This window comes from Massilia sp. 01N417 (genome assembly GCF_056399645.1).
In genome coordinates, this window is the sequence record NZ_JBFTRS010000018.1 from 49,753 (window position 1) to 72,812 (window position 23,060).

Genomic DNA, 23,060 nt, shown 5'->3' on the forward strand with positions numbered 1-23,060 from the left:
ATGCCTTGCTGTCCACACCTGCGGTTTTGGTATGCGTAATTAATATTTAGTAAAGACTTTATTGATATCAATATAGTGACGATTCGGATTCCTACCATTGAGCAGTTCTGCTTACATGGCTTGGGAACTCTGAATGAATGTAAACGATATCGTTGAAGGATTCGCCGGTTTATCAGAAGCGAATCGCCCCATCCGTGTGCGACTGTCGAAAGGACAGCGGGTACTCGAAGACGTGTTGTTGGTCAAGCGCGTCGCTGGCAGCGAGACCTTATGCGGCGGACCGGAATACCGTCTCCTGTGTGTATCGACGCGTGTCGATCTCCCCTTGAAGGAATTCGTCGCATCGCCGGTCGAGCTGCAGTTCGTGACCGATCACGGCGATCTGCGTTCCGTGTGCGGCATTGTCGCGCAAGCGGCTGCGGGCCAGAGCGACGGCGGCCTGGCGACTTATGAACTGGTGCTGCGCGACGCACTGGCGCTGATGGAGTACCGCACCAATACCCGCGTATTCCGCAATCTGAACGAACTGGACATTACCGAAGTCATTCTCGACGAGTGGCGCCGGAACAATCCCGTGCTGGCCAAGGCTTTCGATGTGGACTGGGCCTCTGTGACCGGCACCTATCCCGCCCGGGAATTCACGATGCAGCATAACGAATCCGACGCGGACTTCCTGCGCCGGCTTTGGAAACGGCGCGGCATCGCATGGTTCATGCGGCCCGGGCAAGCCAGCCAGTCAAGCAGCCGGGACATACCGGCTCACTCCCTGGTGCTGTTCGACGACGCGTTCACGTTACCGCAGAATGCCGCCGGCACTGTCCGCTATCACCGGGACGACGGCACTGAACAAAGCGACACCATCTTCGCGTGGAGCCCGGTACGTTCGCTCAAGCCGGGGAATGTAAGTCGCCTCAGCACGGACTACATGCAGGGCCGTCCAATGACAAGTCACACGCCATCCCATATCGATCAGGGAGCGGCGGGCAACCAGTTCGCATTCGGTCTCGACGATTATCTGATCGACGTGCCGCACGCAGGTCACGATGCGAACGACTACCGGAATCTCGGCGAATTGCGCATGAAGCGCCATGAGTACGAGTCGAAATGCTTTTACGGCGAAAGCAGCGTGCGTACCTTGTGTATCGGACAGTGGATAGGTTTGAGCGGCCATCCCGAAATCGACGCGCATCCGACAAGAGAGCGGGAATTCATCGTCACGCGCCTGCAGATCGATGCGGAAAACAATCTGCCGAAGAACGTCGAGGAGCGGGTACAGAGGCTGTTCGCCCACAACCGCTGGAACGAGGGAACGACCGATAGCGCGCTACGGCAAGCCAGCGAAGAGCGCGGTATGCGTTATACCAATCGCTTTTCTTGCGTGCGCCGCGGCATACCCATCGTGCCCGCTTTCGACCCGCGTAGCGATTTACCTCGCCCACAACTGCAAAGCGCGATCGTGGTCGGACCACCCGGCGAAGAAGTGCACTGTGACGAGCATGGCCGGGTCAAGGTGCGCTTTCCTGGCGCCAGGACCGAAGACCACGGCCACGCGCAAGGGGCCGGCGCCAGCGATACTGACCGGGACTCCGCCTGGATACGCGTAGCCAGTACCTGGGCCAGCAATCAATGGGGAACGATCACCTTGCCTCGGGTGGGCGACGAAGTCATCGTCGATTTCCTCGGCGGGGACCCGGACAAACCGATCATCGTGGCCCAAGTCTACGGGGCCATGGCGCCGCCGCCCTCCTTCAGTCACACTGGAAAGCTGCCCGGCAACAAGCACTTGGCTGGCATCAAGAGCAAGGAAGTACAAGGCGTTCGCTACAACCAGCTGCGCCTCGACGACACCCCGGGACAGATCAACGCGCAACTGTCTTCCCAGCACGGACATAGCGAACTGAACCTCGGCTGGCTCACCCATCCGCGCAACGATGGCAAGGGTGAGGCACGCGGTGAGGGCGCCGAGCTGCGCAGCGACCACGCCGTCGCGGTACGAGGAGCGCAAGGCGTTCTCATCAGCGCCACGGCACGCCAGAACGCCAGCGGCAGGCAACTGGACCGCGCTGAGCTGATCGGTCTGGTCGAGGCGCTACAGGGTGTACAGCGGCAGCTCTCCGAACTGTCGGTGACGCATCACGCCGACGACACCGACGACAAGGAACTCAAACAGCTGCTCGCTTACCTGAAACAGTGGGAAGCCGGCAGCAATACCGAAAGCAATGGCAGGGGCGATGGTGGCCAGGCAGTGGTTGCGCTGTCCGCACCCGCAGGCGTCGCAATAACCAGTCAGGACAACATCGCCATCGGCGCGCAGACGCATGTCGACGTGCTCAGCATCGGGAATACCCAGCTTTCGGTCGGCAGAAAACTGCTGGCGCGGGTGTCGGAAAGTATCAGCCTGTTCGCGCACCGGCTCGGCATCAAACTCATCGCCGCGAGCGGCAAGCTCGAACTGCAGACCCACGCCGACGATATCGAACTCACGTCTTCCAAGCGGATCGTGCTGACCGCTACCGATGAAATCGTGCTGCAGGCGCCCAAGCTGCGCTTCGTGGCGCAAGGCGCGCAAGTGGATATCGGCGGCGGCGCCATTACCCAGCAGAGCAGCGGCGAACACACCATCAAATCCTCGATATTCGCGCACGTCGGGCCCGGTGGCGGTAGCCCGGTCGCACTAAAGCCCCCTGTCAGCGAATCGGCGCACGACCAGCAAACCATTCTTCGGTGGATAGGAACAGATGAGCCGATGAAGAACCAGCGGTATCGCGTCACCATGGAGGACGGACGCACGTTCGAAGGACGTACCGATGCGGCTGGACTGACCGAGCGCTTTACCAGCTCCATTCCTTTCGGCCGCTACAGCATCGAAGCGCTGGACGACTGATCTCATGGGGAGAATGCAATGACCAAAGCCGAACATCCTCTACCCGCACAACAGCACCCTGGTGCGGCTCGCAAGGCGGAAGGGTTTGCGACACCGAAGCAGGATCAGAAGCCGCAGTGCGCGCGGATGCTGCCCAAGCGGGTATTGCCGATCATTTTTCTGCCGGGGATTATGGGGTCGAATTTGAGGATGAGTGCGGAGCGGCAGAGGGAATTGCGCCAAAAGGACAATATCGCCTGGCGGCCGGATGGCCTTGGCATATCGAATGTACATAAGAACTCAAAGAGTGATGCTCGCGAGCGCCAACTGCGGCTGGATCCTATGCACACCACAGTGGACATTTATGACCCGTCCGGGCCATCCGACGTTAGCGGCGACGGTCGGCATGACAATGTCAAATTGCAGGCCAGCTTTCAATCGCCATTGCTGGCAAACGATCCGATGGCCAAACCTGACGGACGCACTGCCGTACAAAAAGCTCGAGCCCGAGGCTGGGGTGAAGTTTATTTCAAAAGCTATGGCACGCTGCTGCAGCATCTTGAAACACGCCTCAACAATACCTTTTTCGAAGGCAAAATGCGTCCTGAATGGCGCGACGTGGTTGGCGTCGATCCACGGACATGGAACTTGGATCCCGGATTGCCGCAGAAGGCTGTGACCGAAGACGAGCTCAAAAAGGTCGCCACCGGCTGCTGGTTTGCAGTCTATGCCTTCGGCTACAACTGGCTGCAATCGAATGGGGACAGCGCGACGATCATCGCAGAGCGCATCAACAAAGTCATGGATGAGTTGAACGCATCTGGTTATGAATGCAATCAAGTAATTGTCGTCACCCACTCTATGGGTGGCCTTGTAGGGCGCGCCCTGATCCATCCTGATTTCGGCAACCTGCAAGACAAGGTGCTGGGTATCGTGCATGGTGTGATGCCCGCGATAGGCGCCCCGGCAGCCTACAAGCGCATGCGGTCGGGATTCGAGGATCCCGGAATGATGAGCACCAGCCTGGAAGCCGTTGAAGCAAGCATTGCAGCCAAGGTGGCCGGCAACTATGGCGACGAAGTCACTTCAGTGCTGGCTAACGCTCCGGGTGGATTGCAATTATTGCCTAGTGAGTCTTATGGCAATGGCTGGCTGCGGGTGCGACACAATGGACTTGACCTCGAAGCTTGGCCGAAGCAGGGAGATCCGTACCGTGAAATCTATAAAGTGCGAGGCAAGTGGTATGCGCTTTTCCGCGAAGAGTGGATCAACTCGGCCGGACTACCAGCAGACAGAGGCGGCGGTTCATTCGAACGGACATGCATCTATCTCGATACAGCGCAGAGTTTTCATCAAATAATTTCTAATACATATCATCCTAACAGTTACGCACATTATGGCGCCGACTTGGAGCGGCGAAGCTTCGGCGAAGTCGTATGGGAAATCGACAAGAACTGTGCCGACCCCGAGGGTTGGAGGAACTGGCCTATTCTTAGTGACACCAGGCAAGGCAAGCTGGAACTCGTCCGCTGGGATCCCAACTACCGTGGCAAGTCCTTCGTAGAGCGTCCCGTTATCGCTAGTCCCAATTCCATCAACGCTGCTGCCGCGCCGATTTCAAACATCGGCGGCAGTAAATCGATTCACGCGACGATTCTTCCGGCAAGCGCGCCTGGTGACCAAACCGTACCCGCCCTTTCCGCCGACCATCAGCTCAACAGCGGTGTGTTCAAGGCGATTTTCCGCCAGACCGGTTACGAACATCAATCCAGCTATAAAGATCCTCGGGCGATCGCCTCGACCTTGTACAGCATCGTGCGCATCGCTGAAAAGGCAGCATGGAAATTTTGAAAGGACTCTCATGCAAATGACAACCATGAAACGCCTGTTGCTTGTTCCACTGGCGGCCGCGACCTTGCTGCTTGCTGCCTTCGACCACAACCCCAAAGAATGGAAGACGCCGAACATGACCTCGCCCACACCCCGTTTGCAATCCATGTTCGAAAAAACCAAAACTGTCTGCTTCGGTCGTTTCATGGCCGACGTGCCGGCGTCGGCGACCGTGCTCTGGGCAGATCCAATTGTTCCACTCACAGTCAGCATTTATCCAAAAGGTGTGGATGAGGTAAAGGCATTGGAGCAAAAATTCATCAATGAACTAAAAAGCAAAAAGGCCATTTACCTTAATAAAATCCCCTTACTAATCTCGGTTGACGATGTGCATCAGCCAGAAGGGAAAATCGTAACCGGTTACGCCGGCTTTGAATCCGTTGCCGACCTTAAAATCAACGGATATTTCAGGTGGAACGATGACGGTCTTGTCATCAATTCACTGCCGTTGAAAGCTGACAGGGATAGAGCCACCTCAACAATAATTAGCATCGCTCGACGTTTGCAGAAACGTAAAGAAAGCGAATTCCCCACTGAACCAGGAAACTGCATCGAATATGCTTTCCTACCGGACGAGCCAAACCCAAGCAAGGAAGATCTTATGGAACACATTCGGGTCGGCTTCCGCTTGAAGGAATTTCCCGATGCACACTTCTCGATTTATGTTGCGCCATCAAATCCCCACAACCCCGAGGGCGACTCCCTTAAAGCACAGTGGAAAAGAATCATGAATGACCCAGCGACTCCCGAAGAGAAAAAATCGCTTGCCAGCCTCAAATTCCTCCGTCAAAGCCCGCGCCAGATCCATGATTGGCAAACCGGCTACGAGGTCCTCGTTCGTAACCCGGATGAGGAAGGAGTACATTCTTATCACGACTTCCAAGTCAAATTCATTGGCGTCCCGCACGATCCTTACAGACCCTATGCGGACATCCAGTTCCAGACCGGCGTCGCCAACAACGCCGCCGGCGCCACCAAAGCCAGCCTGACCGACGCAGAAGCCATCGCGGTATGGGACAAAATCACCAGCACCATCCGGGTACGCCCAACAAGCGCCACACCGGCGAAGTCTGCTGGAGCGGACCCGCATCCACAAATCCCGCTAGGTGAGCTTGCCGCAACCGGACGCGCCTGTCCGCAGACCGGCTGGTGGGAAGCCGATGAACCAGGACCTACCGAAGGCGAGCGACGCCGGCATTTCAACTCAGGCGAACGAATGCCGCACGTGGTATCGCTTGGCGAACCGTCCCTCTGGCAAAAGCTCAAGGGCGAGCACCCTTCTTACCGCACAGCGACCGTGTGGAAGCTGGTCGCTTACGGCGAGGCTCCTGTACAGGCTTCTTCCGCCAACCTCGCTGCAAACCACACCCCGGGCAGCACGACCGGCAATGGCGGACACGACGAGCCTCCAACAATCAAAAAAGGGTAAGCCATGCGCAACGTGATCCGTCTCGGCGATCCCACCTCTCACGGCGGCAAGGTCGAGAGCGTGAGCGCGAATTACTTCACGGTCGATGGCATTCCGGTCGCCCGTGTCGGCGATGTGTGTAGTTGCCCCATCAAGGGTCATGACAAGTGCACGATTGCGGAAGGCGATCCGCATCACGTCATCGACGGCATTGCGGTCGCCTACGATGGGCACAAGACGACATGCGGCGCGACCTTGATCCCCACCATAGGAAATTTTGGCGGGGAGTAGTCCTACTCGTCGGCGTCGAGCTTGTCCGCCCCCAGCATCAACTGCGCCGCCTCGCTCGGCAGCGCCTCGACCGACTTCAGCTTGCGCGCCATCTGACGGCTGCGCACCTCGGCATTCTCGATGTTCTTGGCCGCGCGCTCGAGCGTGGTCTTGGTGGCGGCCAGCACGTCGCCGAACTTGCCGAACTCGGTCTTCACCGCGCCCAGAACCTGCCAGACTTCGGACGAGCGCTTTTCCAGCGCCAGCGTGCGGAAGCCCATCTGCAGGCTGTTGAGCAGCGCGGTCAGGGTCGACGGGCCGGCGATCGTCACGCGCAGGGTGCGCTGCAGGTCGTCGGCCAGGCCGGGGCGGCGCATGACCTCGGCGTACAGGCCTTCGGTGGGCAGGAAGAGGATCGCGAAGTCGGTGGTCTGCGGCGGGGAGACGTATTTTTCGCAGATCGTTTTCGCCTCGTTGCGCACCGCGCGTTCCAGCTCGGCGCCGGCGCGCACCACGCCGTCGGCATCGGCGGTATCGGCCGCCTCGACCAGGCGCTCGTACTGCTCTTTCGGGAACTTGGCGTCGATCGGCAACCACAGCGGCGGGCCGCCCTCGACCGTGCCGGGCAGCTTGATCGCGAACTCGACGCGCGCGTTCGAGCCGCTGACCGTTTCGACGTTCTTGGCGTACTGGTCGACCGTCAGCACCTGCTCGAGCAGCATCTCCAGTTGCACCTCGCCCCAGGTGCCGCGCGTCTTCACATTGGTCAGCACGCGTTTCAGGTCGCCGACGCCGACGGCCAGCTGCTGCATCTCACCCAGGCCCTGATGCACGCGCTCGAGGCGGTCGGACACCTGGCGGAAGGATTCGGTGAGCCTGGTCTCCAGGGTCGCGTGCAGCTTTTCGTCGACGGTCTGGCGCATCTCTTCCAGGCGGCGCGCATTGTCGGCCTGCAGGTCGCGGATCTTGGTCTCGAGCGTGCCGCGTACTTCCAGCATGCGCTGGGCGTTCGATTCGGTCAGCGTGGCGATTGCCGTGTTCATGCTGTCGGCGAAGCGCTTTAGCACGCGCGCCTGCTCTTCGCGTCCGCCGGCGGCGTGCAGCTGGATCTGCTGGCGCATCGCTTCCAGCTGCTGGGCGGTGGCGGCCTGGTTCTGGGCCAGATGGGCGGCCAGTTCCTGGCGCGTGGCCTGGGCGCTGGTCTGCAGTTCGTGACGCAGCTCGCGCTCCAGGCGTTCGAAGGCGTGGGCCGGGCCGTCCGCGTCTTTGCCACTACCGCGGCTGCGCGCGAACAGGGCGAACTGCAGGGCGAGCACGGCCAGCAGGCCGATCGCGAGGACGGTGAACTCGATGGTCGACATATGTCTGCTTAGTGCGGACGATTCCGCATCCAGTCGGCGGTCTGGTAGAAGGCGCCCATCAGGCGCAGGCGCAGGTCGTAGTCGTAGCCGAGGTCTTCCAGCGCCATCGCCATGCAGCGCAGCCACTGGTCACGCTCGGTGGTGCCGATCGCGAACGGCAGGTGGCGGGCGCGCAGCATCGGGTGCCCGTAGCGTTCGATGAAGAGGTTGGGGCCGCCCAGCCAGCCGGACAGGAACATGAACAGCTTCTCGCGCGAGCTGTCGTTGGGTACCGGGTGCATGGCGTGGATGCCGGCGAAGTCCGGCTCGAGCTGCATGATGTCGTAGAAGCGGTCGACCAGTTCGCGCAGGCGGGACTCGCCGCCGATCAGTTCATAGGCGCTGCGCTGATCCTGTTCCTGGTCTTGACCGGCGTCTTGTCGGGTATTCTGAGATTCTTGCATCTGTCCATGATAGCGCAGCGGACAAGGCCCGTGGGAGGGCCTTTTGTCCCAGGTCGGCGATTCGCAACATCGCGTGGGCACAGAGTGCCCACCCTACCGCGTCATCGGCATTCGTAGGGTGGGCACACCGTGCCCACGTTCCCGCCTCGGTCACGCCTCGCGCAAGGTCTGCAGCGGCGGCTGCCGCAACACATTGCGCAGCCCCAGCCAGCCGCCGATCAGCGCGCACGCCGCCCCCACTAGCAGTCCGGCCGCCCACACCTGGGGTTCGAAATGCCAGGGGAACTTGAACTGGTATTCGGCCAGCGCCCAGCCCAGTCCCGCCGCGCCGGTCGCCGCCAGCAGGCCGGACAAACCGCCCACCAGCGCGAACTCGATCCGCTGCGCGCTCGCCAGCTGGCCGCGGGTGGCGCCCAGCGCGCGCAGCAGGCCGGCTTCGCGGGTGCGTTCGGCCGTCGATCCCATCAGGGCCGCGTACAGCACCAGCACGCCGGAGGCCAGCGTGAACAGGAACAGGAATTCGACCGCCGTCACCACCTGGTCCAGCACGTCCTGCAGCTGGCGGATGATGCCGCTGACGTCGATCACGGTCAGGTTCGGAAACTGGCGCGTGAGCGTGTTCGCCAGGCCCACGCCGTGCGCCGGCAGGTGGAAGGCGGTCATGTAGGTGGTCGGTGCGTCGCGCATCGCGGCCGGATTGATGACGACGAAGAAGTTGGCGCGCATCGATCCCCATTCCAGCTTGCGCAGGCTGGTGATCTTCGCATCGACCTGCAGGCCGCCCATGTCGAAGCGCATGGTGTCGCCGAGCTTCAGTCCCAGGGTCTGCGCGATGCCCTGCTCGACCGAGGCCTCGGCCACGCCGGGAGCGTCGCGGTACCACTGGCCGGCCACGACGTCGTTCCCTTCCGGCAGATCGTTCACGCTGGAGAGGTTGAATTCGCGGTCCGACAGCGCCTTGGCGCGCTCGCTGGTGTAGGTGCCCGCGGTGATCTCCTTGCCGTTCACCGCCACCAGGCGGCCGCGGATCATCGGGTAGAGCATCGGGTTGTCGACGCCGGCCGCGCGGATGGTCTTTTCCACGCCTTCTTTCTGGTCGGGCTGGATGTTGATGATGAAGCGGTTCGGCGCGTCGGCCGGGGTGGCCAGGCGCCAGGCGTCCATCAGGTCGCCGCGCACCACGGTCAGCACCAGCAGCGCCATCAGGCCCAGCGACAGCGAAACGATCTGCACCACCGTGGCGCCGGGACGCCGCTGCAGCGAGGTGATGGCGAAGCGCCAGCCCTGGTTGCGGGAGACCCCGCGCAGGCTGCGCAGGCCCAGCAGCGCCAGCCAGCCGACCAGCGCGAACACGGCCAGGCCGCCGAGGAAGCCGCCGGCGGTCAGCAGCGCCAGCTTGAGGTCGCCGGCCTGCCACAGCAGCAGGCCGACGAAGACCGCGGTGCCGAGGCCATAGGTGGCAAGCGCCATCGGCCGCGGCGGCGCCTGCTCGCGGCGGATCACGCGGTTGTGCGGCACGTTGCGCAGCTGGAGCACGGGCGGCAGCGCGAAGCCGACCAGCAGCAGCAGGCCGGTGGCCACGCCCTGCAGCGCCGGCAGCAGCGACACCGGCGGCAGCTCGGTCGGCATCAGGTTGCCGATCAGTTCCAGCAGCACGTAGTGGGCGGCGAAACCGGCCAGCACGCCCAGCAGGCTGCCCGCCAGGCCGACCAGTGCGAACTCGATCAGGAACAGCAGCCCGACCTGGTTCTGGGTCATGCCCAGACAGCGCAGCATGGCCACCGAATCCAGGTGGCGCTGCATGAAGCGGCGCGCCGCCATCGCCACGGCCACCGCCGCCAGCATCGCCGACAGCAGGCCGACCAGGGCCAGGAAGCGTTCCGCGCGGTCGAGGGTCGAACGCATCTCCGGCCGCCCGTTTTCCAGGGTCTCGATGCGCACGCCCTTGACGTTGTCGAGCGCGATGCGTTCGCGCACCCAGCGCTCGTAAGCAGCCACTGCGGCCTGGTCGTTCGGCGAACGCGCGGCCACCTGCATGCGGTAGGTGATGCGGGCGTAGTTGTCGGCCAGGCCGGTGGCCTTGAGGTCGGACAGCGCCAGCATCACGCGCGGCGCGAAGTTCGAGAACGAGGCGCCGCGATCCGGTTCGGTGGCGATCAGGCGGGCGATCGTGAAGCTCTTGTCGCCCAGCTGGATCACGCTGCCGATCTTCACTTTCAGGGGCGCCAGCAAATTGACGTCGACCCAGACCGTGCCCGGGGCCGGCGTCTCGCGGGTGGCGTCGCCGAGGGCCTCGCTGGCGTCGACCGGGCTGGTGGTGATCTTCAGCTGGCCGCGCAGCGGATACGTGGGCGAGACCGCCTTCACCGATGCCAGCACGGCCTGCGATGCATCCCCGGTTCCGGCCTGCGCCATGCTCGGGAAGGTGACGGTGTCGGCCAGCAGCAGGCCGCGCCGCCGGGCTTCATCGCGCCATTCCTGGCGCAGCGGCTGGTCGGCGTTGATCAGGAGGTCGGCGCCGAGCAGCTGATGGGCGTCGCGGTTCAGGCCCGCGCGCATGCGGTCCACGAAAAAGCCGACCGCGGTCAGGGCCGACACCGCGACCACCAGGGCCACCAGCAGGAAGCGCAGCTCGCCGGCGCGCCAGTCGCGCGCGGTCATGCGCAGGGATTGCATCAGCATTTATTTGCTCTCACTGAAATTCGGACTCACTGAAAAAGCGATCGACTTCGGCCAGCCAGGCGCGCTTCTGTTCCGGCTCGAGGAAGGCCGCGGCAAAGCTGTTGCGCGCGAGCTGGCGCGCATGCGAGCGGTCCAGCGGCAGCGCCTCGAAGGCGGCGAAGTAGTTCTCGTTGAGGTAGCCGCCGAAGTAGGCCGGATCGTCGGAGTTGACGGTGGCGACCAGGCCGGCGTCGAGCAGGCGGCGCAGGTTGTGCTCGCCCATCACGTCGAACACGCGCAGCTTGATGTTCGACAGCGGGCACACCGTCAGTGCCATCTGCTCGCGCACCAGGCGCTGCACCAAAGCGGGATCGTCGAGGCAGCGCACGCCGTGGTCGATGCGCTCCACGTTCAGCACATCCAGCGCGCTCTCGATATAGGCCGGCGGTCCCTCCTCGCCCGCATGCGCGACCAGGTGCAGGCCGAGATTGCGGGCGCGCTCGAACACGCGCGCGAATTTTTCCGGCGGGTTGCCGACTTCGGAGGAATCGAGGCCCACGCCGATGAACTTGTCGCGGTAGGGAATCGCCTCCTCCAGCGTGGCGATCGCCTCCTCTTCCGACAGGTGGCGCAGGAAGCACAGGATCAGGCTCGCGCTGACCGGGCTGTCCTGGCAGGCGCGCCAGATGCCGTCGATGACGGTCTCGAAGGCGACGCCGCGCGCGGTATGGGTTTGCGGGTCGAAGAAGATCTCGGTGTGGCGCACGTTGTCGGCTTGCGCACGCCGGAGATAGGCGGCGGTCATGTCGTAGAAATCCTGCTCGGTCAGCAGCACACTGGCGCCCGCGTAATAGATATCAAGGAAGGATTGCAGATCGCTGAAGGCGTAGGCCTGCCGCAACGCTTCGATGCTGGGGTAAGCGAGGGAAACGCCGTTTCTTTGCGCCAGCTCAAAAATCAGCTCGGGTTCCAAAGAGCCTTCGATATGGATGTGCAATTCTGCCTTCGGCATTGCCTGCAGGGTGAGGCGCAGCTCTTCGTTCAGCATGAGGGATCTCCACGGTGGACCGGCGTTCGTCGCCATTTAAAGAAGTGTAGCGCATGCGCTCTCCAGGCTCATTTCACCCTGGAATTTTATAGATGGCCGACGCCATGCGCGCGTGCGCCACTGCTTAGCAAGTTGGTGCACTATTGACTTACCTTTTGACAAACACGACGTTGTCGAACGGGGCCAAAAACCCCGTCAAACATGACCTCGCCAGGACCCTGCAAAACGGCGTCAAGACTGGATCGGCAGGCTCGTCAAAATGGCTTTTTTCGATGCACGACACTGTTTTGACTTCGAGAACTAATAGGCACATAATAAATTTCATAAGCGTAAGAAGACGCTCTCAGCGGGCGCTAACCAACCGGTTTTCATAACCGGATGAGAACAAGAAAATCGCCCTCCGTTTCATGTCAGGCCGCATGCCTGACCTCTCGAACGCAGACGGCGACCCCACAACAGCTTGATGCCAGAACCGGGGCCTGGGCAGTCGTCTTTCATCGGCTGCCGCGACAGTGATCAGTGTTAGCACATTAGAGGACATTCACATGACCATTTTTGATAACTACGCAGCCCGCTATGAGCGTACCCGGGAAGAGGAATACTCGCTGTCGGAGTATCTTCAACTGTGCAAGAAAGACCCCCTGACTTACGCCAGCGCTCCCGAGCGCATGCTGGCCGCCATCGGCGACCCCACCCTGGTCGACACCCGCCTCGACCCGCGCCTGTCGCGCATCTTCGCCAACAAGGTCATCAAGATTTATCCCGCCTTCCGCGAGTTCTACGGCATGGAGGAAGTGATCGAGCAGGTCGTCTCCTACTTCCGCCATGCGGCCCAGGGCCTCGAAGAACGCAAGCAGATCCTTTACCTGCTGGGCCCGGTTGGCGGCGGCAAATCGTCGATTGCCGAAAAGCTCAAGCACCTGATGGAACAGATCCCGTTCTACGCGATCAAGGGCTCGCCGGTAAACGAATCGCCGCTCGGCCTGTTCAACGAAGAGGAAGACGGCGCCATCCTCGAAGAGGACTACGGCATCCCGCGCCGCTACCTGCGCGGCGTCCCCAGCCCGTGGGCGGTCAAACGCCTGCACGAGTTCGGCGGCGACATCAACAAGTTCCGCGTCGTCAAGCGCTATCCCAGCATCCTCAAGCAGATCGCGATCGCCAAGACCGAGCCGGGCGACGAAAACAACCAGGACATCTCCTCGCTGGTCGGCAAGGTCGACATCCGCAAGCTCGAAGACTATTCCCAGGACGATCCGGATGCCTACAGCTACTCCGGCGGCCTGTGCCTGGCCAACCAGGGCCTGATGGAATTCGTCGAGATGTTCAAGGCCCCGATCAAGGTCCTGCACCCGCTGCTGACCGCGACCCAGGAAGGCAACTACAAGGGTACCGAGGGCTTCGGCGCGATCCCCTTCGAGGGCATCATCCTGGCGCACTCGAACGAATCCGAGTGGAAGACCTTCCGCAACAACCGCAACAACGAGGCTTTCCTCGACCGTATCTACATCGTCAAGGTGCCGTATTGCCTGCGCGTGTCGGACGAGATCAAGATCTACGACAAGCTGCTGCGCAACTCCTCGCTCGACAAGGCACCCTGCGCACCGGGCACGCTGCGCATGATGGCGCAGTTCGCGATCCTGTCGCGCCTGAAGGATCCGGAAAACTCCAGCATCTATTCGAAGATGCTGGTGTACGACGGCGAGAACCTGAAGGACACCGATCCGAAGGCCAAGTCGATGCACGAATACGTCGACTACGCCGGCGTGGACGAAGGCATGAACGGCCTGTCGACGCGCTTCGCCTTCAAGATCCTGTCGAAGGTCTTCAACTTCGACAACACCGAGGTCGCCGCGAATCCGGTCCACCTGCTCTACGTGCTCGAGCAGCAGATCGAGCGCGAGCAGTTCGCCGGCGAGACCGAGCAGCGCTACATGTCCTATATCAAGGAACACCTGGCGCAGCGCTACGTCGACTTCATCGGCAAGGAGATCCAGACCGCCTACCTGGAAAGCTATTCCGAGTACGGCCAGAACATCTTCGACCGCTACGTGACCTTTGCCGACTTCTGGATCCAGGACCAGGAATTCCGCGATCCGGACACCGGCGAGAGCTTCGACCGCGAATCGCTGAACGCCGAACTGGAGAAGATCGAGAAGCCGGCCGGTATCTCGAACCCGAAGGATTTCCGAAACGAAATCGTCAACTTCGCCCTGCGTGCGCGTGCGACGAATGGCGGCAAGAATCCTGCGTGGACGAGCTACGAGAAATTCCGCACCGTGATCGAGAAGAAGATGTTCTCGAACACCGAGGAACTCTTGCCCGTCATCTCCTTCAATGCGAAGGCAAGCACGGAGGATGCAACCAAGCACGCCGACTTCGTGGCCCGCATGGTCGAGAAGGGTTATACGCCGAAGCAGGTTCGGCTGCTGTGCGAGTGGTACCTGAGGGTCCGCAAATCCTCGTAACCAGGCCATTGCGACACCAGGTGCGTGGTTGGGCGGACCAGATTTCTGGTCCGCTCGTAGGCTTTGTCCCACCAAAATCCGGGACGCCAACCACGTTGATGCGCGGCGCGTTAATATAGGGGTACCGGTTCATTGCCGGCCCGCCGCGAATTTGAGCAGGAGGCCTGTTTTGACTTACCTCATCGACCGACGCTTGCAGGGCAAGAACAAGTCTGCGGTCAACCGCGAACGCTTCTTGCGCCGCTACAAGGCGCAGATCAAGGATGCGGTCGGCCGGGCGATCAAGGGTCGCTCGATCACCGACATCGAAAATGGCGAGAAGGTCTCGATTCCCGTCAAGGACGTGAACGAGCCCAAATTCGGGCACGCCCATGGGGGCGTCTGGGAAGTCGTCAACCCCGGCAATACCGAATACCAGAAAGGCGACCAGATCAACCGTCCGCGCAGCGGCGGCGGTGGTAGCGGACGCGGCCGTGCCGGCAACAGCGAGCAGACCACCGAAGACGATTTCATCTTCGAACTGAGCCGCGAAGAATTCATGAATTACTTCTTCGAGGACCTCGAGCTGCCGAACATGATCAAGACGCAGCTGACCCAGGTCGTCGAATTCAAGAACCAGCGCGCCGGCTACAACATCTCCGGCACGCCGTCCAACATCCACGTGCTGCGCTCGCTGCGCGGCGCGCTCGGCCGCCGCATCGCCGTGGGCGGGGCGAGCCGCAAGAACCTGGCCAAGCTGGAACAGGAACTCGAAGAGATCCAGGCGCTCGGCGCCGAGGATGACGACCCGCGCGTGCTCGAACTGAAGCACAAGATCCACGCCCTGCACACGCGGCTGCTGGCGATCCCCTTCATCGACCCGATCGACCTGCGCTACAGCAACCGGATCAAGGTGCCGAAGCCGTCGACCTCGGCCGTGATGTTCTGCATCATGGACGTTTCCGGCTCGATGGACGAAAGCCGCAAGGACACCGCCAAGCGCTTCTTCATCCTGCTCTACCTGTTCCTGAAGCGCGTGTATGAGAAGATCGACGTGGTCTTCATCCGCCACCACACGGCCGCCGCAGAGGTCGACGAAAACGACTTTTTCCACTCGCGCGAATCGGGCGGCACCGTGGTGTCCTCGGCGCTGCACCTGCTGAACAAGGTCATCAGCGAGCGCTACAGCAGCGGCGACTGGAACACCTACGTGGCCCAGGCGTCCGACGGCGACAACTGGGACAACGACTCGGTCCTGTGCAAGCAGATCCTGACCAATGCGATCATGCCGCGGGTCCAGTACTACACCTATGTCGAGATCACGGACGGGCCGCCGCAGAACCTGTGGGAGCAGTATTGCGAGGTGGCGGCCACGCATGCGAACTTCGCGATGCAGAAGATCGTGACCCCGGCCGACATCTACCCGGTGTTCCGCGAATTGTTCAAGAAGCAGCCCAAGTAGACGAGGCCCGCTCATGCCAAGAGATCCCAAGAATCCGCGTGCCCTGCCCGACCAGTCGGAGTGGACCTTCGACCTGATCGAGCAAGCCCACGAGGAAATCCGCCGGGTGGCCAGGAAGTTTGGCCTGGACACCTACCCCAACCAGCTCGAGATCATCACCGCCGAGCAGATGATGGATGCCTACACGTCGGTGGGCATGCCGGTGTCGTACAACCACTGGTCTTTCGGCAAGCATTTCCTGACCACGGAAAAAAGCTACCGCCGCGGCCAGATGGGCCTGGCCTACGAGATCGTGATCAACTCCAACCCCTGCATCGCCTACCTGATGGAGGAAAACAGCCTGACGATGCAGGCGCTGGTGATCGCCCACGCGGCTTATGGCCACAATTCCTTCTTCAAGGGGAATTACCTGTTCCGCACCTGGACCGATGCCGACGCCATCGTCGATTACATGGTCTTCGCCAAGAACTACATCGCCGAGTGCGAGCAGCGCCACGGCATCGACGCCGTCGAGGAACTGCTCGATTCCTGCCACGCCCTCCAGAACTATGGCGTGGACCGCTACAAGCGTCCGGCCAAGCTGTCGGTGGCCCAGGAACAGAACCGGCAGAAGGAGCGCGAGGAATACGCCCAGTCCCAGATCAACGAGATCTGGCGTACCCTGCCGCGGCGCGAGGAGTCCCACCGGGATGCGCCGCCGCCGCGCTTCCCGGCCGAGCCCGAGGAAAACCTGCTCTACTTCATCGAGAAGTACGCGCCACTGCTGGAACCCTGGCAGCGCGAGCTGGTGCGCATCACGCGCAAGATCTCGCAGTATTTCTATCCGCAGCGCCAGACCCAGGTGATGAACGAGGGCTGGGCCACCTTTTGGCACTACACGATCCTGCAGGAACTATATAAAGAGGGCATCGTCGGCGACGGCTTCATGCTCGAATTCCTGCAGAGCCATACCAACGTGGTCTACCAGCCGCCGGCAACCAGCCCTTATTACAATGGGATCAATCCTTACGCGCTCGGCTTTGCGATGATGACCGACATCAAGCGCATCTGCGAGGAGCCGACCATTGAGGACCGCGCCTGGTTCCCGGACATCGCCGGCAGCGACTGGATCAAGACCCTCGATTTCGCAATGCGGAACTTCAAGGACGAAAGCTTCATCGCCCAGTACCTGTCGCCCAAGCTGATCCGCGATTTCCACTTCTTTGCCGTGCTGGACGACGACCGCAGCGACAAGCTGACGATTTCGGCGATCCACGACGAGCAGGGCTACCGCTACGTGCGCCAGCAGCTGGCCGAGCAGTACAACCTGGGCAATCGCGAGCCGAACATCCAGGTATGGCAGGTCAACACCCGCGACGACCGTGCCCTGACCCTGCGCCATACGCAGTTCCAGCGCCGTCCGCTGAACCAGCAAGCTCACGAAGTGCTCAAACACGTGGCCCGGCTCTGGGGTTTCGACGTCAGATTGGAAACGGTCGATCCGTCGGGGCGGGTGGTCAGCAGCCTCGAGTGCCGCCGCGAGAAGCGCGCACGCTACTAATATATATATGCTGGTGGCATGCGCGCCGACAGGCCTGTCTTCTTAGGACAGGCCTTTTTTCTGTGTCAACGCAAAATTCTACCTGCGTGGCAAGTGAGCCATATCAAACAGGCGTGCGTACATAAGTGCCTCTTATGACCTTTGCCCTTACCACAAGGGCGAGGCCGTTTCAACAGTACGCCCCCCATGAATGAATCTGGCTATAGTTTGCAGAAACGCCATTATTGAATCATATCTTATTTGCCAACTGGCAAAATCGGCATGGAAAATTTGGCGAAACGGGCTACTTGACCTGATCTTCTACACATCGACAAGGGGATAACGCTAACATTGCCATAAAGCTAACTGCATTCTCGATCATGCACCCCGTGCTTCCTCATTACGGATGAGCTTGTTTGCTTGTTTTTACAGGCAGTTAGCCCCTCTTTGGAGGTATAAAAATGTATGTGCAAAAAAGAATTCGTAGGTATAATTCCTCGATGTCCCGGATGCGGCCCTGAGTTTTTGTCGTGTTTAGTGGGTTTAGTAGCAACAAAAAAGAGATGGTATTGGAGAAATATGGCATGAATTTTTCGCATGAGAAAAACCCCGGGAAGAATTTCACAGGCATAGCCATCGTCGTCCTGTTGCACGTTCTGGTCGCTTGGGCAATCGTTAATGGCCTTGGTACCAAGATCGTCAGCAAGGTGACGGAAGCTGTGGAAACGAAACTGATCGAAGACGTGAAACCGCCGCCACCGCCGGAAACTCCGCCGCCGCCGCCGCCGCCGGAAATGAAGGCGCCGCCGCCGCCGTTCATCCCGCCGGTCGAGGTGCAGGTGCAGCAACCGCCGCCGCCGCAAAACACCATCTCGGCTGCGACCAACACGCCTCCGCCGTCCCGGGACCTGGCTCCGCCCGCTCCTCCGGCAAACCCGGCTCCTTCGGCCCCGCCGTCCAAGGGTCCGAGCCGTACCGAGGCAGTGGCCGACTTCAATACTTGCGCGAAGCCGGAATACCCGAAATCGTCGCTGCGTAACGAGGAAACCGGTGTCTCCACTATTTCGTTCCTGATCGGTGCCGACGGTCGGGTGATGGATTCCAAGATCACGAAGTCGAGCGGCTTCCGTGACCTGGACAAGGCAGCTCAGGCAGCTCTGGGTAAGTGCCGCTTCAAGGCAGCAACGGAGAATGGCGTGCCCGTGCAAGCATGGCAGCCGGTGCAGTACGTCTGGACGCTTGAATAAGAGAGACGCTCGTAAGAAAGTCTCAAGTTTTAAATTTCGTTGTCATTTGTTCAGCGAACTGTTCATTTTAAATTTTTGGAGGAAGCATGTTTAAGAATACCCGTTTGTCCGCTCTCCTGGCGGCAGTCCTGTTCTCGGTAACGGCAGCATCGGCCCTGGTGTCCGCGCCGGCCTTCGCTGACGCACCAGCAGGCGCCGCGGCTCCGGCGGCAAGCGCACCGGCCGCCGACGCAGCAGCTCCGGCTGCCGACGCAGCAGCTCCGGCTGCCGCTCCGGCTGCCGAAGGCACCAAGGAAAAAGTCGAGAACCCGTACGGTCCCGCAAAGATGTGGGCAGAAGGCGACTTCGTCAACAAGGGCACCATCATCATCCTGTCGCTGATGTCGATCGGTTCGTGGTACATCATCATCACCAAGCTGCTGGACCAGGCTAAAGTGATGCGTCAGTCGAAGGAAACCACCCAGAAGTTCTGGAAAGCTCCGTCGATCGCTGCCGGCTCGGCACAACTGAAGGATGGCTCGCCGTTCCGCTTCATCGCTGAAACCGGCACCAAGGCAACCCAGCACCACGACGGCGCCCTGCTCGAGCAGATCGACCTGTCGACCTGGGTGACCATGCAGATCCAGCGCGCCGTGGACAAAGTCCAGTCGCGTCTGCAGGATGGCCTGTCGTTCCTGGCAACCGTCGGTTCGACCTCGCCGTTCATCGGTCTGTTCGGTACCGTCTGGGGCATCTACAACGCACTGACCGCCATCGGCATGTCGGGTAACGCCTCGATCGACAAGGTCGCAGGTCCGGTGGGTGAAGCACTGATCATGACTGCATTCGGTCTGTTCGTCGCAGTTCCGGCAGTTCTGGGTTACAACTGGCTGGTTCGCCGCAACAAGGCAGCCATGGAAGACATCCGTTCGTTCAGCGCCGACGTTCACTCGGTCCTGATCTCGGGCGCCATGTCGACCTCGGAAGCTGGTCGCGCGGCAGCGAGCGCCAAGAAAGTGGGATAAATTATGGCAATGAGTGTCGGCTCCGATTCCGGAGAAGAAGATGCCGTGATGTCAGAGATCAACACGACGCCGCTCGTCGACATCATGTTGGTTCTCCTGATCATCTTCCTTGTCACCAGCCCGGTGGTCTTGAAGTTGAAAAACGTCCACCTGCCGATTGAAGCGAACCAGGTCACCAAGACCAAGCCGGAAGACATCAACATCACCGTGACCTCTGAAGGCGAGATGTACTGGAATCAGAAACACATCGCTAACACGGATGAACTGTTCAAGTTCTTCGCGGAGCAGTCGGTGAAGGTCCCGCAGCCTGCAGTCAAGATTCGCGGCGACCAGACCACCCGCTACGAAGCGATCGGCCGGGTGATCTATACGGCACAGCGTGCTGGGGTACAGAAGGTCGGTTTCATCATCGAACCGCCGGACAAGGGCTAATCCCCCTCGGTGGCGCCAGGCCCGCCTGGCGCCACCGCCGTGCCCCAACATTTGAAAGGAAACACCATGGGTATGAACGTAGGTGGAGGCTCCGCCAAAGGAGCTGATCCGGAACCGATGATGGAAATGAACATGACGCCGCTGATCGACGTCCTGCTCGTTCTCATCGTTATGATGATTATCACGATTCCGAAGCAAAACCACTCGGTCAATCTGAACATGCCGGTTGGCACCCCGCCGCCGCAGACGGAAAAACCGCAAGTGGTCACGATCGACGTGGACTTCGACGGCACCATCCTCTGGGATGGCCAGGCGATTCCGGATCGTGCAACCCTGGAAGCCAAGATGAACAGCATCGCTGCGATGCCTAACCAGCCGGAAGTGCATCTCCGTCCGAACAAGCTGGTTGAGTACAAGGTAGTTGCTGGCGTCATGGCGACGGCACAGCGTCTGGGCGTTACCAAGATCGGTATGGTCGGTAACGAACAGTTCCAGTAAAGTCACTTTGGCTATAATGAACACGGCAGGGACTCCCTGCCGTGTCTATTTTGAAGGAAGAAATCTAACAATGTCCAAGTTCCGCCTCGCACATCTCGGCCTCGCACTGGCCGCACTCGGATTCACCGCTGCCGCTCCGGTGGTTGGCCTGGCTCCGGCTTACGCCGCCGAAACGGTCCGTCCGGAAATCGGCAAACCGCTGCAGCAAGCCCAGCAACAGATGAAGTCGGGCAAGAACAAGGAAGCTCTGGCGACCCTGCGCCAGCTCGACAGCGTCAGCGGCAAATCCGCCAACGAAACCTATCTGATCGAAATGACCCGTCTCGGCGCCGCCGTGCAGGCCGGTGACTACGACACCGCCGCCAAGGCCTCCGAGACCCTGCTCGCCTCCGGCAAGCTGTCCGCCGCTCAAAAATCGCAGGTTTCCGAAGGCCTGATCGGCATCTACATGCGTGCCGGCGACCTGAACAAGGCGAACGCCGCGATCGAGAAGCAGCTGAAAGAGCGTGACGATCCGAAACTGCGCGCCTACCTGCTGCAGAACTACTACAAGCAGGGCAACGTCGCCGCGCTGGAAAACGAACTGCGCGCCGCCGAGAAGCGTGGTTCGCTGAGCGAAGACCAGCTGGGCATGCTGGCCAACATCCAGCTCAAGAAGAACGACAAGGCCGGTTACGTCAACACCATCGAAAAACTGGCAGCCAACTATCCGAAAGCCCAGTACTGGACCGACCTGCTGAACCGCGTGCAGAGCAAGCCGGGCTTCGCGAGCCGCCTGTCGGTGGACGTCTACCGCCTGAAGCTGGCCAACAACCTGATGAAGAAGCCGAGCGAGTTCATGGAAATGGCTCAGCTTGTTCTGCAGTCGAAAGCGCCGGCTGAAGCCGTCAAGGTCGTCGACAAGGGCTACAAGGCCGGCGCCCTGGGCACGGGTCCGGATGCCGATCGTCACCAGCGCCTGAAGGACCTGGCCGAGAAGAACCTGGCAGAGCAGAACAAGAACTTTGCCGCCACCGAAGCCGACCTGACCAAGCTGGGCGACGAGGACGGCCTGCTGGCCCTGGGCTACGCCCTGGTGCAGGCCGGCCAGGCCGACAAGGGCCTGAAAATGATGGAAGCCGCCATCAAGTCGGGCAAGCTGAAGTATCCGGAAGATGCCAAGCTGCACCTGGGCGAGGCCTATGCCGCCGCCGGCAAGAAGCAGCAGGCCATCAACACGTTCAGGACCGTGGGCGGCAAGGATGGCACGGCCGACCTGGCTCGTTACTTCATCATGGCGATCAACAAGCCGGCGGCCTGAGCCCCGACTTTCTCCCCGCATCGCTGAAAAGCGCCGCCCTGCCCTGCAGGCGGCGCTTTTTTCTTTCCCATGGTCATATACGGCATTCAGGGCATTGCGCTGTGCAACATGCCCTTTGCCGTATAATCTGGTATTTCGCCTCGGAGCACGAATCATCCAATGAAGGTATTTCGCGGACTTCCCAACGACAGGGCGCGCGCCCCTTGCGCACTCACGATCGGCAACTTCGACGGTGTCCACCGCGGGCACCAGGCGTTGTTGGCGCACGTGACCGCGGCCGCACAGCGCCTTGGACTGGAGTCCGCCGTGATGACCTTCGAGCCGCATCCGCGCGAATACTTCGCCCGCCGGGCAAACGACCTGTCGAAGGCGCCGGCCCGCATCGCCAACCTGCGCGACAAGCTGGAATCCCTGTCCGATGCCGGCGTCGACCGCGTCATCGTCGAGCATTTCAACGAGCACTTCGCCTCGATGTCGCCGCGGGAATTCACGGAAAAGGTGCTGGTCGAGGGCTTGCACGTGAAGTGGCTGATGGTCGGCGACGATTTCTGCTACGGTGCCCGCCGCGCCGGCAATGTCGCCCAGCTGCTTGACGCCGGCAAGGAATACGGCTTCGAAGTACACAGCCTGCCCGCCGTGCTGCACGACGCCACCCGGATCTCGTCCTCGGCCGTGCGCGCCGCGCTGGCGGCCGGCGATTTCGACGCCACCCGCGCCCTGCTCGGCCATCCCTATTCGATGTCCGGCCACGTGATCCATGGCGCCAAGCTCGGCCGTACGCTGGGCTTCCCGACCCTGAACCTGCGTGTCGCCCACCGCCCGGCCCTGGCCGGCATCTTCGTGGTGCAGGTACATGGCCTGGCGGATCAGCCGCTGCCGGCCGTCGCCAGCCTGGGCGTGCGCCCGACCGTCGAGGATGCGGGCCGCATGCTGCTCGAAGTCCATGTATTCGACTGGAACCAGCCCTGCTACGGCAAGCTGGTGCGCGTCGAATTCTTCAAAAAGCTGCGCGACGAAGAAAAATACGTCGACCTGCCGACCCTGACGGCGGCGATCGAGAATGACGCCCAGCAGGCGCGCGCCTGGTTCGCCCAGCGCCGCGCCGCCCTCACCGCCACCGACCGAATTTGAACGTGAACCAAGCCGGCCACGCCGCCTGACGCGGCCTGGCCACTGTCACGCTTCACGCACAACAGCAGTCCACTTT

General features: G+C 61.1%; 17 protein-coding genes. 13 read left to right on the top strand and 4 right to left on the bottom strand.

Annotated elements, in window-relative coordinates; all coding sequences use genetic code 11:
* The first annotated feature begins 133 nt into the window (after positions 1-133).
* Genes AC1DOQ_RS18730 through AC1DOQ_RS18745 form a run of 4 tightly spaced genes read left to right on the top strand, consistent with a single transcriptional unit; the run spans position 134 to position 6,452 of the window.
* Positions 134-2,884, top strand: coding sequence for a type VI secretion system Vgr family protein (locus AC1DOQ_RS18730; protein WP_477367553.1), 2,751 nt, complete (start codon positions 134-136; stop codon positions 2,882-2,884).
* Between the two features lie 18 nt (positions 2,885-2,902).
* Complete coding sequence (locus AC1DOQ_RS18735; protein ID WP_477367555.1) at positions 2,903-4,714, top strand: esterase/lipase family protein; 1,812 nt, start codon at positions 2,903-2,905, stop codon at positions 4,712-4,714.
* A 25-nt stretch (positions 4,715-4,739) separates the two neighbouring features.
* Positions 4,740-6,182, top strand: a complete 1,443-nt coding sequence (locus AC1DOQ_RS18740; protein ID WP_477367558.1) for a T6SS immunity protein Tli4 family protein — start codon at positions 4,740-4,742, stop codon at positions 6,180-6,182.
* 3 nt (positions 6,183-6,185) lie between these two features.
* Positions 6,186-6,452: a PAAR domain-containing protein gene (locus AC1DOQ_RS18745; protein WP_477367561.1), complete on the top strand. Its 267-nt coding sequence runs from the start codon at positions 6,186-6,188 to the stop codon at positions 6,450-6,452.
* A gap of 2 nt (positions 6,453-6,454) precedes the next feature.
* Here the strand turns inward: AC1DOQ_RS18745 and AC1DOQ_RS18750 are convergent, their stop codons facing one another.
* The 4 genes from AC1DOQ_RS18750 to AC1DOQ_RS18765 form a co-directional block, all read right to left on the bottom strand.
* A complete protein-coding gene (locus AC1DOQ_RS18750) occupies positions 6,455-7,792 on the bottom strand; it encodes a DNA recombination protein RmuC (RefSeq protein ID WP_477367564.1) in 1,338 nt (445 codons plus the stop codon).
* A gap of 8 nt (positions 7,793-7,800) precedes the next feature.
* Positions 7,801-8,235 (bottom strand): group II truncated hemoglobin, encoded by a 435-nt coding sequence (locus AC1DOQ_RS18755; RefSeq protein ID WP_477367567.1) that lies wholly within the window; start codon positions 8,233-8,235, stop codon positions 7,801-7,803.
* Positions 8,236-8,385: 150 nt separating this feature from the next.
* On the bottom strand, positions 8,386-10,917 hold the full coding sequence (locus tag AC1DOQ_RS18760) for an ABC transporter permease (protein WP_477367570.1): 2,532 nt from the start codon (positions 10,915-10,917) through the stop codon (positions 8,386-8,388).
* A 10-nt stretch (positions 10,918-10,927) separates the two neighbouring features.
* Positions 10,928-11,944, bottom strand: coding sequence for an adenosine deaminase (locus AC1DOQ_RS18765; protein WP_477367573.1), 1,017 nt, complete (start codon positions 11,942-11,944; stop codon positions 10,928-10,930).
* Positions 11,945-12,489: 545 nt separating this feature from the next.
* Between AC1DOQ_RS18765 and AC1DOQ_RS18770 the strand changes: the two genes are divergently transcribed.
* The 9 genes from AC1DOQ_RS18770 (at position 12,490) to AC1DOQ_RS18810 (ending at position 22,984) form a co-directional block, all read left to right on the top strand.
* Entirely contained in the window at positions 12,490-14,412 is a 1,923-nt protein-coding gene (locus AC1DOQ_RS18770; RefSeq protein WP_477367576.1) for a PrkA family serine protein kinase, read from the top strand.
* Positions 14,413-14,581: 169 nt separating this feature from the next.
* Entirely contained in the window at positions 14,582-15,853 is a 1,272-nt protein-coding gene (locus tag AC1DOQ_RS18775) for a YeaH/YhbH family protein (RefSeq protein WP_477367579.1), read from the top strand.
* A 13-nt stretch (positions 15,854-15,866) separates the two neighbouring features.
* Positions 15,867-17,393, top strand: coding sequence for a SpoVR family protein (locus tag AC1DOQ_RS18780; protein ID WP_477367582.1), 1,527 nt, complete (start codon positions 15,867-15,869; stop codon positions 17,391-17,393).
* Positions 17,394-17,956: 563 nt separating this feature from the next.
* Positions 17,957-18,619, top strand: coding sequence for an energy transducer TonB (locus AC1DOQ_RS18785; protein ID WP_477367802.1), 663 nt, complete (start codon positions 17,957-17,959; stop codon positions 18,617-18,619).
* A gap of 86 nt (positions 18,620-18,705) precedes the next feature.
* Positions 18,706-19,623: a MotA/TolQ/ExbB proton channel family protein gene (locus AC1DOQ_RS18790; RefSeq protein WP_442123388.1), complete on the top strand. Its 918-nt coding sequence runs from the start codon at positions 18,706-18,708 to the stop codon at positions 19,621-19,623.
* Positions 19,624-19,626: 3 nt separating this feature from the next.
* Positions 19,627-20,055, top strand: coding sequence for an ExbD/TolR family protein (locus AC1DOQ_RS18795; RefSeq protein WP_477367585.1), 429 nt, complete (start codon positions 19,627-19,629; stop codon positions 20,053-20,055).
* A 66-nt stretch (positions 20,056-20,121) separates the two neighbouring features.
* The gene (locus AC1DOQ_RS18800) at positions 20,122-20,553 is read left to right on the top strand and encodes an ExbD/TolR family protein (protein ID WP_477367588.1); all 432 of its coding nucleotides are present in this window, start codon (positions 20,122-20,124) and stop codon (positions 20,551-20,553) included.
* 70 nt (positions 20,554-20,623) lie between these two features.
* Positions 20,624-21,853 carry a tetratricopeptide repeat protein gene (locus AC1DOQ_RS18805; RefSeq protein ID WP_477367591.1) on the top strand — a complete coding sequence of 410 codons (1,230 nt, stop codon included), beginning with the start codon at positions 20,624-20,626 and terminating at the stop codon, positions 21,851-21,853.
* A gap of 159 nt (positions 21,854-22,012) precedes the next feature.
* Positions 22,013-22,984, top strand: a complete 972-nt coding sequence (locus AC1DOQ_RS18810; RefSeq protein WP_477367594.1) for a bifunctional riboflavin kinase/FAD synthetase — start codon at positions 22,013-22,015, stop codon at positions 22,982-22,984.
* The last annotated feature ends 76 nt before the right edge of the window (positions 22,985-23,060 follow it).

Bases quoted from the DNA above. Each gene is read 5' to 3' on its own strand.
- AC1DOQ_RS18730 (WP_477367553.1), top strand. From the start codon at position 134: ATGAATGTAAACGATATCGTTGAAGGATTCGCCGGTTTATCAGAAGCG.
- AC1DOQ_RS18735 (WP_477367555.1), top strand. From the start codon at position 2,903: ATGACCAAAGCCGAACATCCTCTACCCGCACAACAGCACCCTGGTGCG.
- AC1DOQ_RS18740 (WP_477367558.1), top strand. From the start codon at position 4,740: ATGAAACGCCTGTTGCTTGTTCCACTGGCGGCCGCGACCTTGCTGCTT.
- AC1DOQ_RS18745 (WP_477367561.1), top strand. From the start codon at position 6,186: ATGCGCAACGTGATCCGTCTCGGCGATCCCACCTCTCACGGCGGCAAG.
- AC1DOQ_RS18750 (WP_477367564.1), bottom strand. From the start codon at position 7,792: ATGTCGACCATCGAGTTCACCGTCCTCGCGATCGGCCTGCTGGCCGTG.
- AC1DOQ_RS18755 (WP_477367567.1), bottom strand. From the start codon at position 8,235: ATGCAAGAATCTCAGAATACCCGACAAGACGCCGGTCAAGACCAGGAA.
- AC1DOQ_RS18760 (WP_477367570.1), bottom strand. From the start codon at position 10,917: ATGCTGATGCAATCCCTGCGCATGACCGCGCGCGACTGGCGCGCCGGC.
- AC1DOQ_RS18765 (WP_477367573.1), bottom strand. From the start codon at position 11,944: ATGCTGAACGAAGAGCTGCGCCTCACCCTGCAGGCAATGCCGAAGGCA.
- AC1DOQ_RS18770 (WP_477367576.1), top strand. From the start codon at position 12,490: ATGACCATTTTTGATAACTACGCAGCCCGCTATGAGCGTACCCGGGAA.
- AC1DOQ_RS18780 (WP_477367582.1), top strand. From the start codon at position 15,867: ATGCCAAGAGATCCCAAGAATCCGCGTGCCCTGCCCGACCAGTCGGAG.
- AC1DOQ_RS18785 (WP_477367802.1), top strand. From the start codon at position 17,957: ATGAATTTTTCGCATGAGAAAAACCCCGGGAAGAATTTCACAGGCATA.
- AC1DOQ_RS18790 (WP_442123388.1), top strand. From the start codon at position 18,706: ATGTTTAAGAATACCCGTTTGTCCGCTCTCCTGGCGGCAGTCCTGTTC.
- AC1DOQ_RS18795 (WP_477367585.1), top strand. From the start codon at position 19,627: ATGGCAATGAGTGTCGGCTCCGATTCCGGAGAAGAAGATGCCGTGATG.
- AC1DOQ_RS18800 (WP_477367588.1), top strand. From the start codon at position 20,122: ATGGGTATGAACGTAGGTGGAGGCTCCGCCAAAGGAGCTGATCCGGAA.
- AC1DOQ_RS18805 (WP_477367591.1), top strand. From the start codon at position 20,624: ATGTCCAAGTTCCGCCTCGCACATCTCGGCCTCGCACTGGCCGCACTC.
- AC1DOQ_RS18810 (WP_477367594.1), top strand. From the start codon at position 22,013: ATGAAGGTATTTCGCGGACTTCCCAACGACAGGGCGCGCGCCCCTTGC.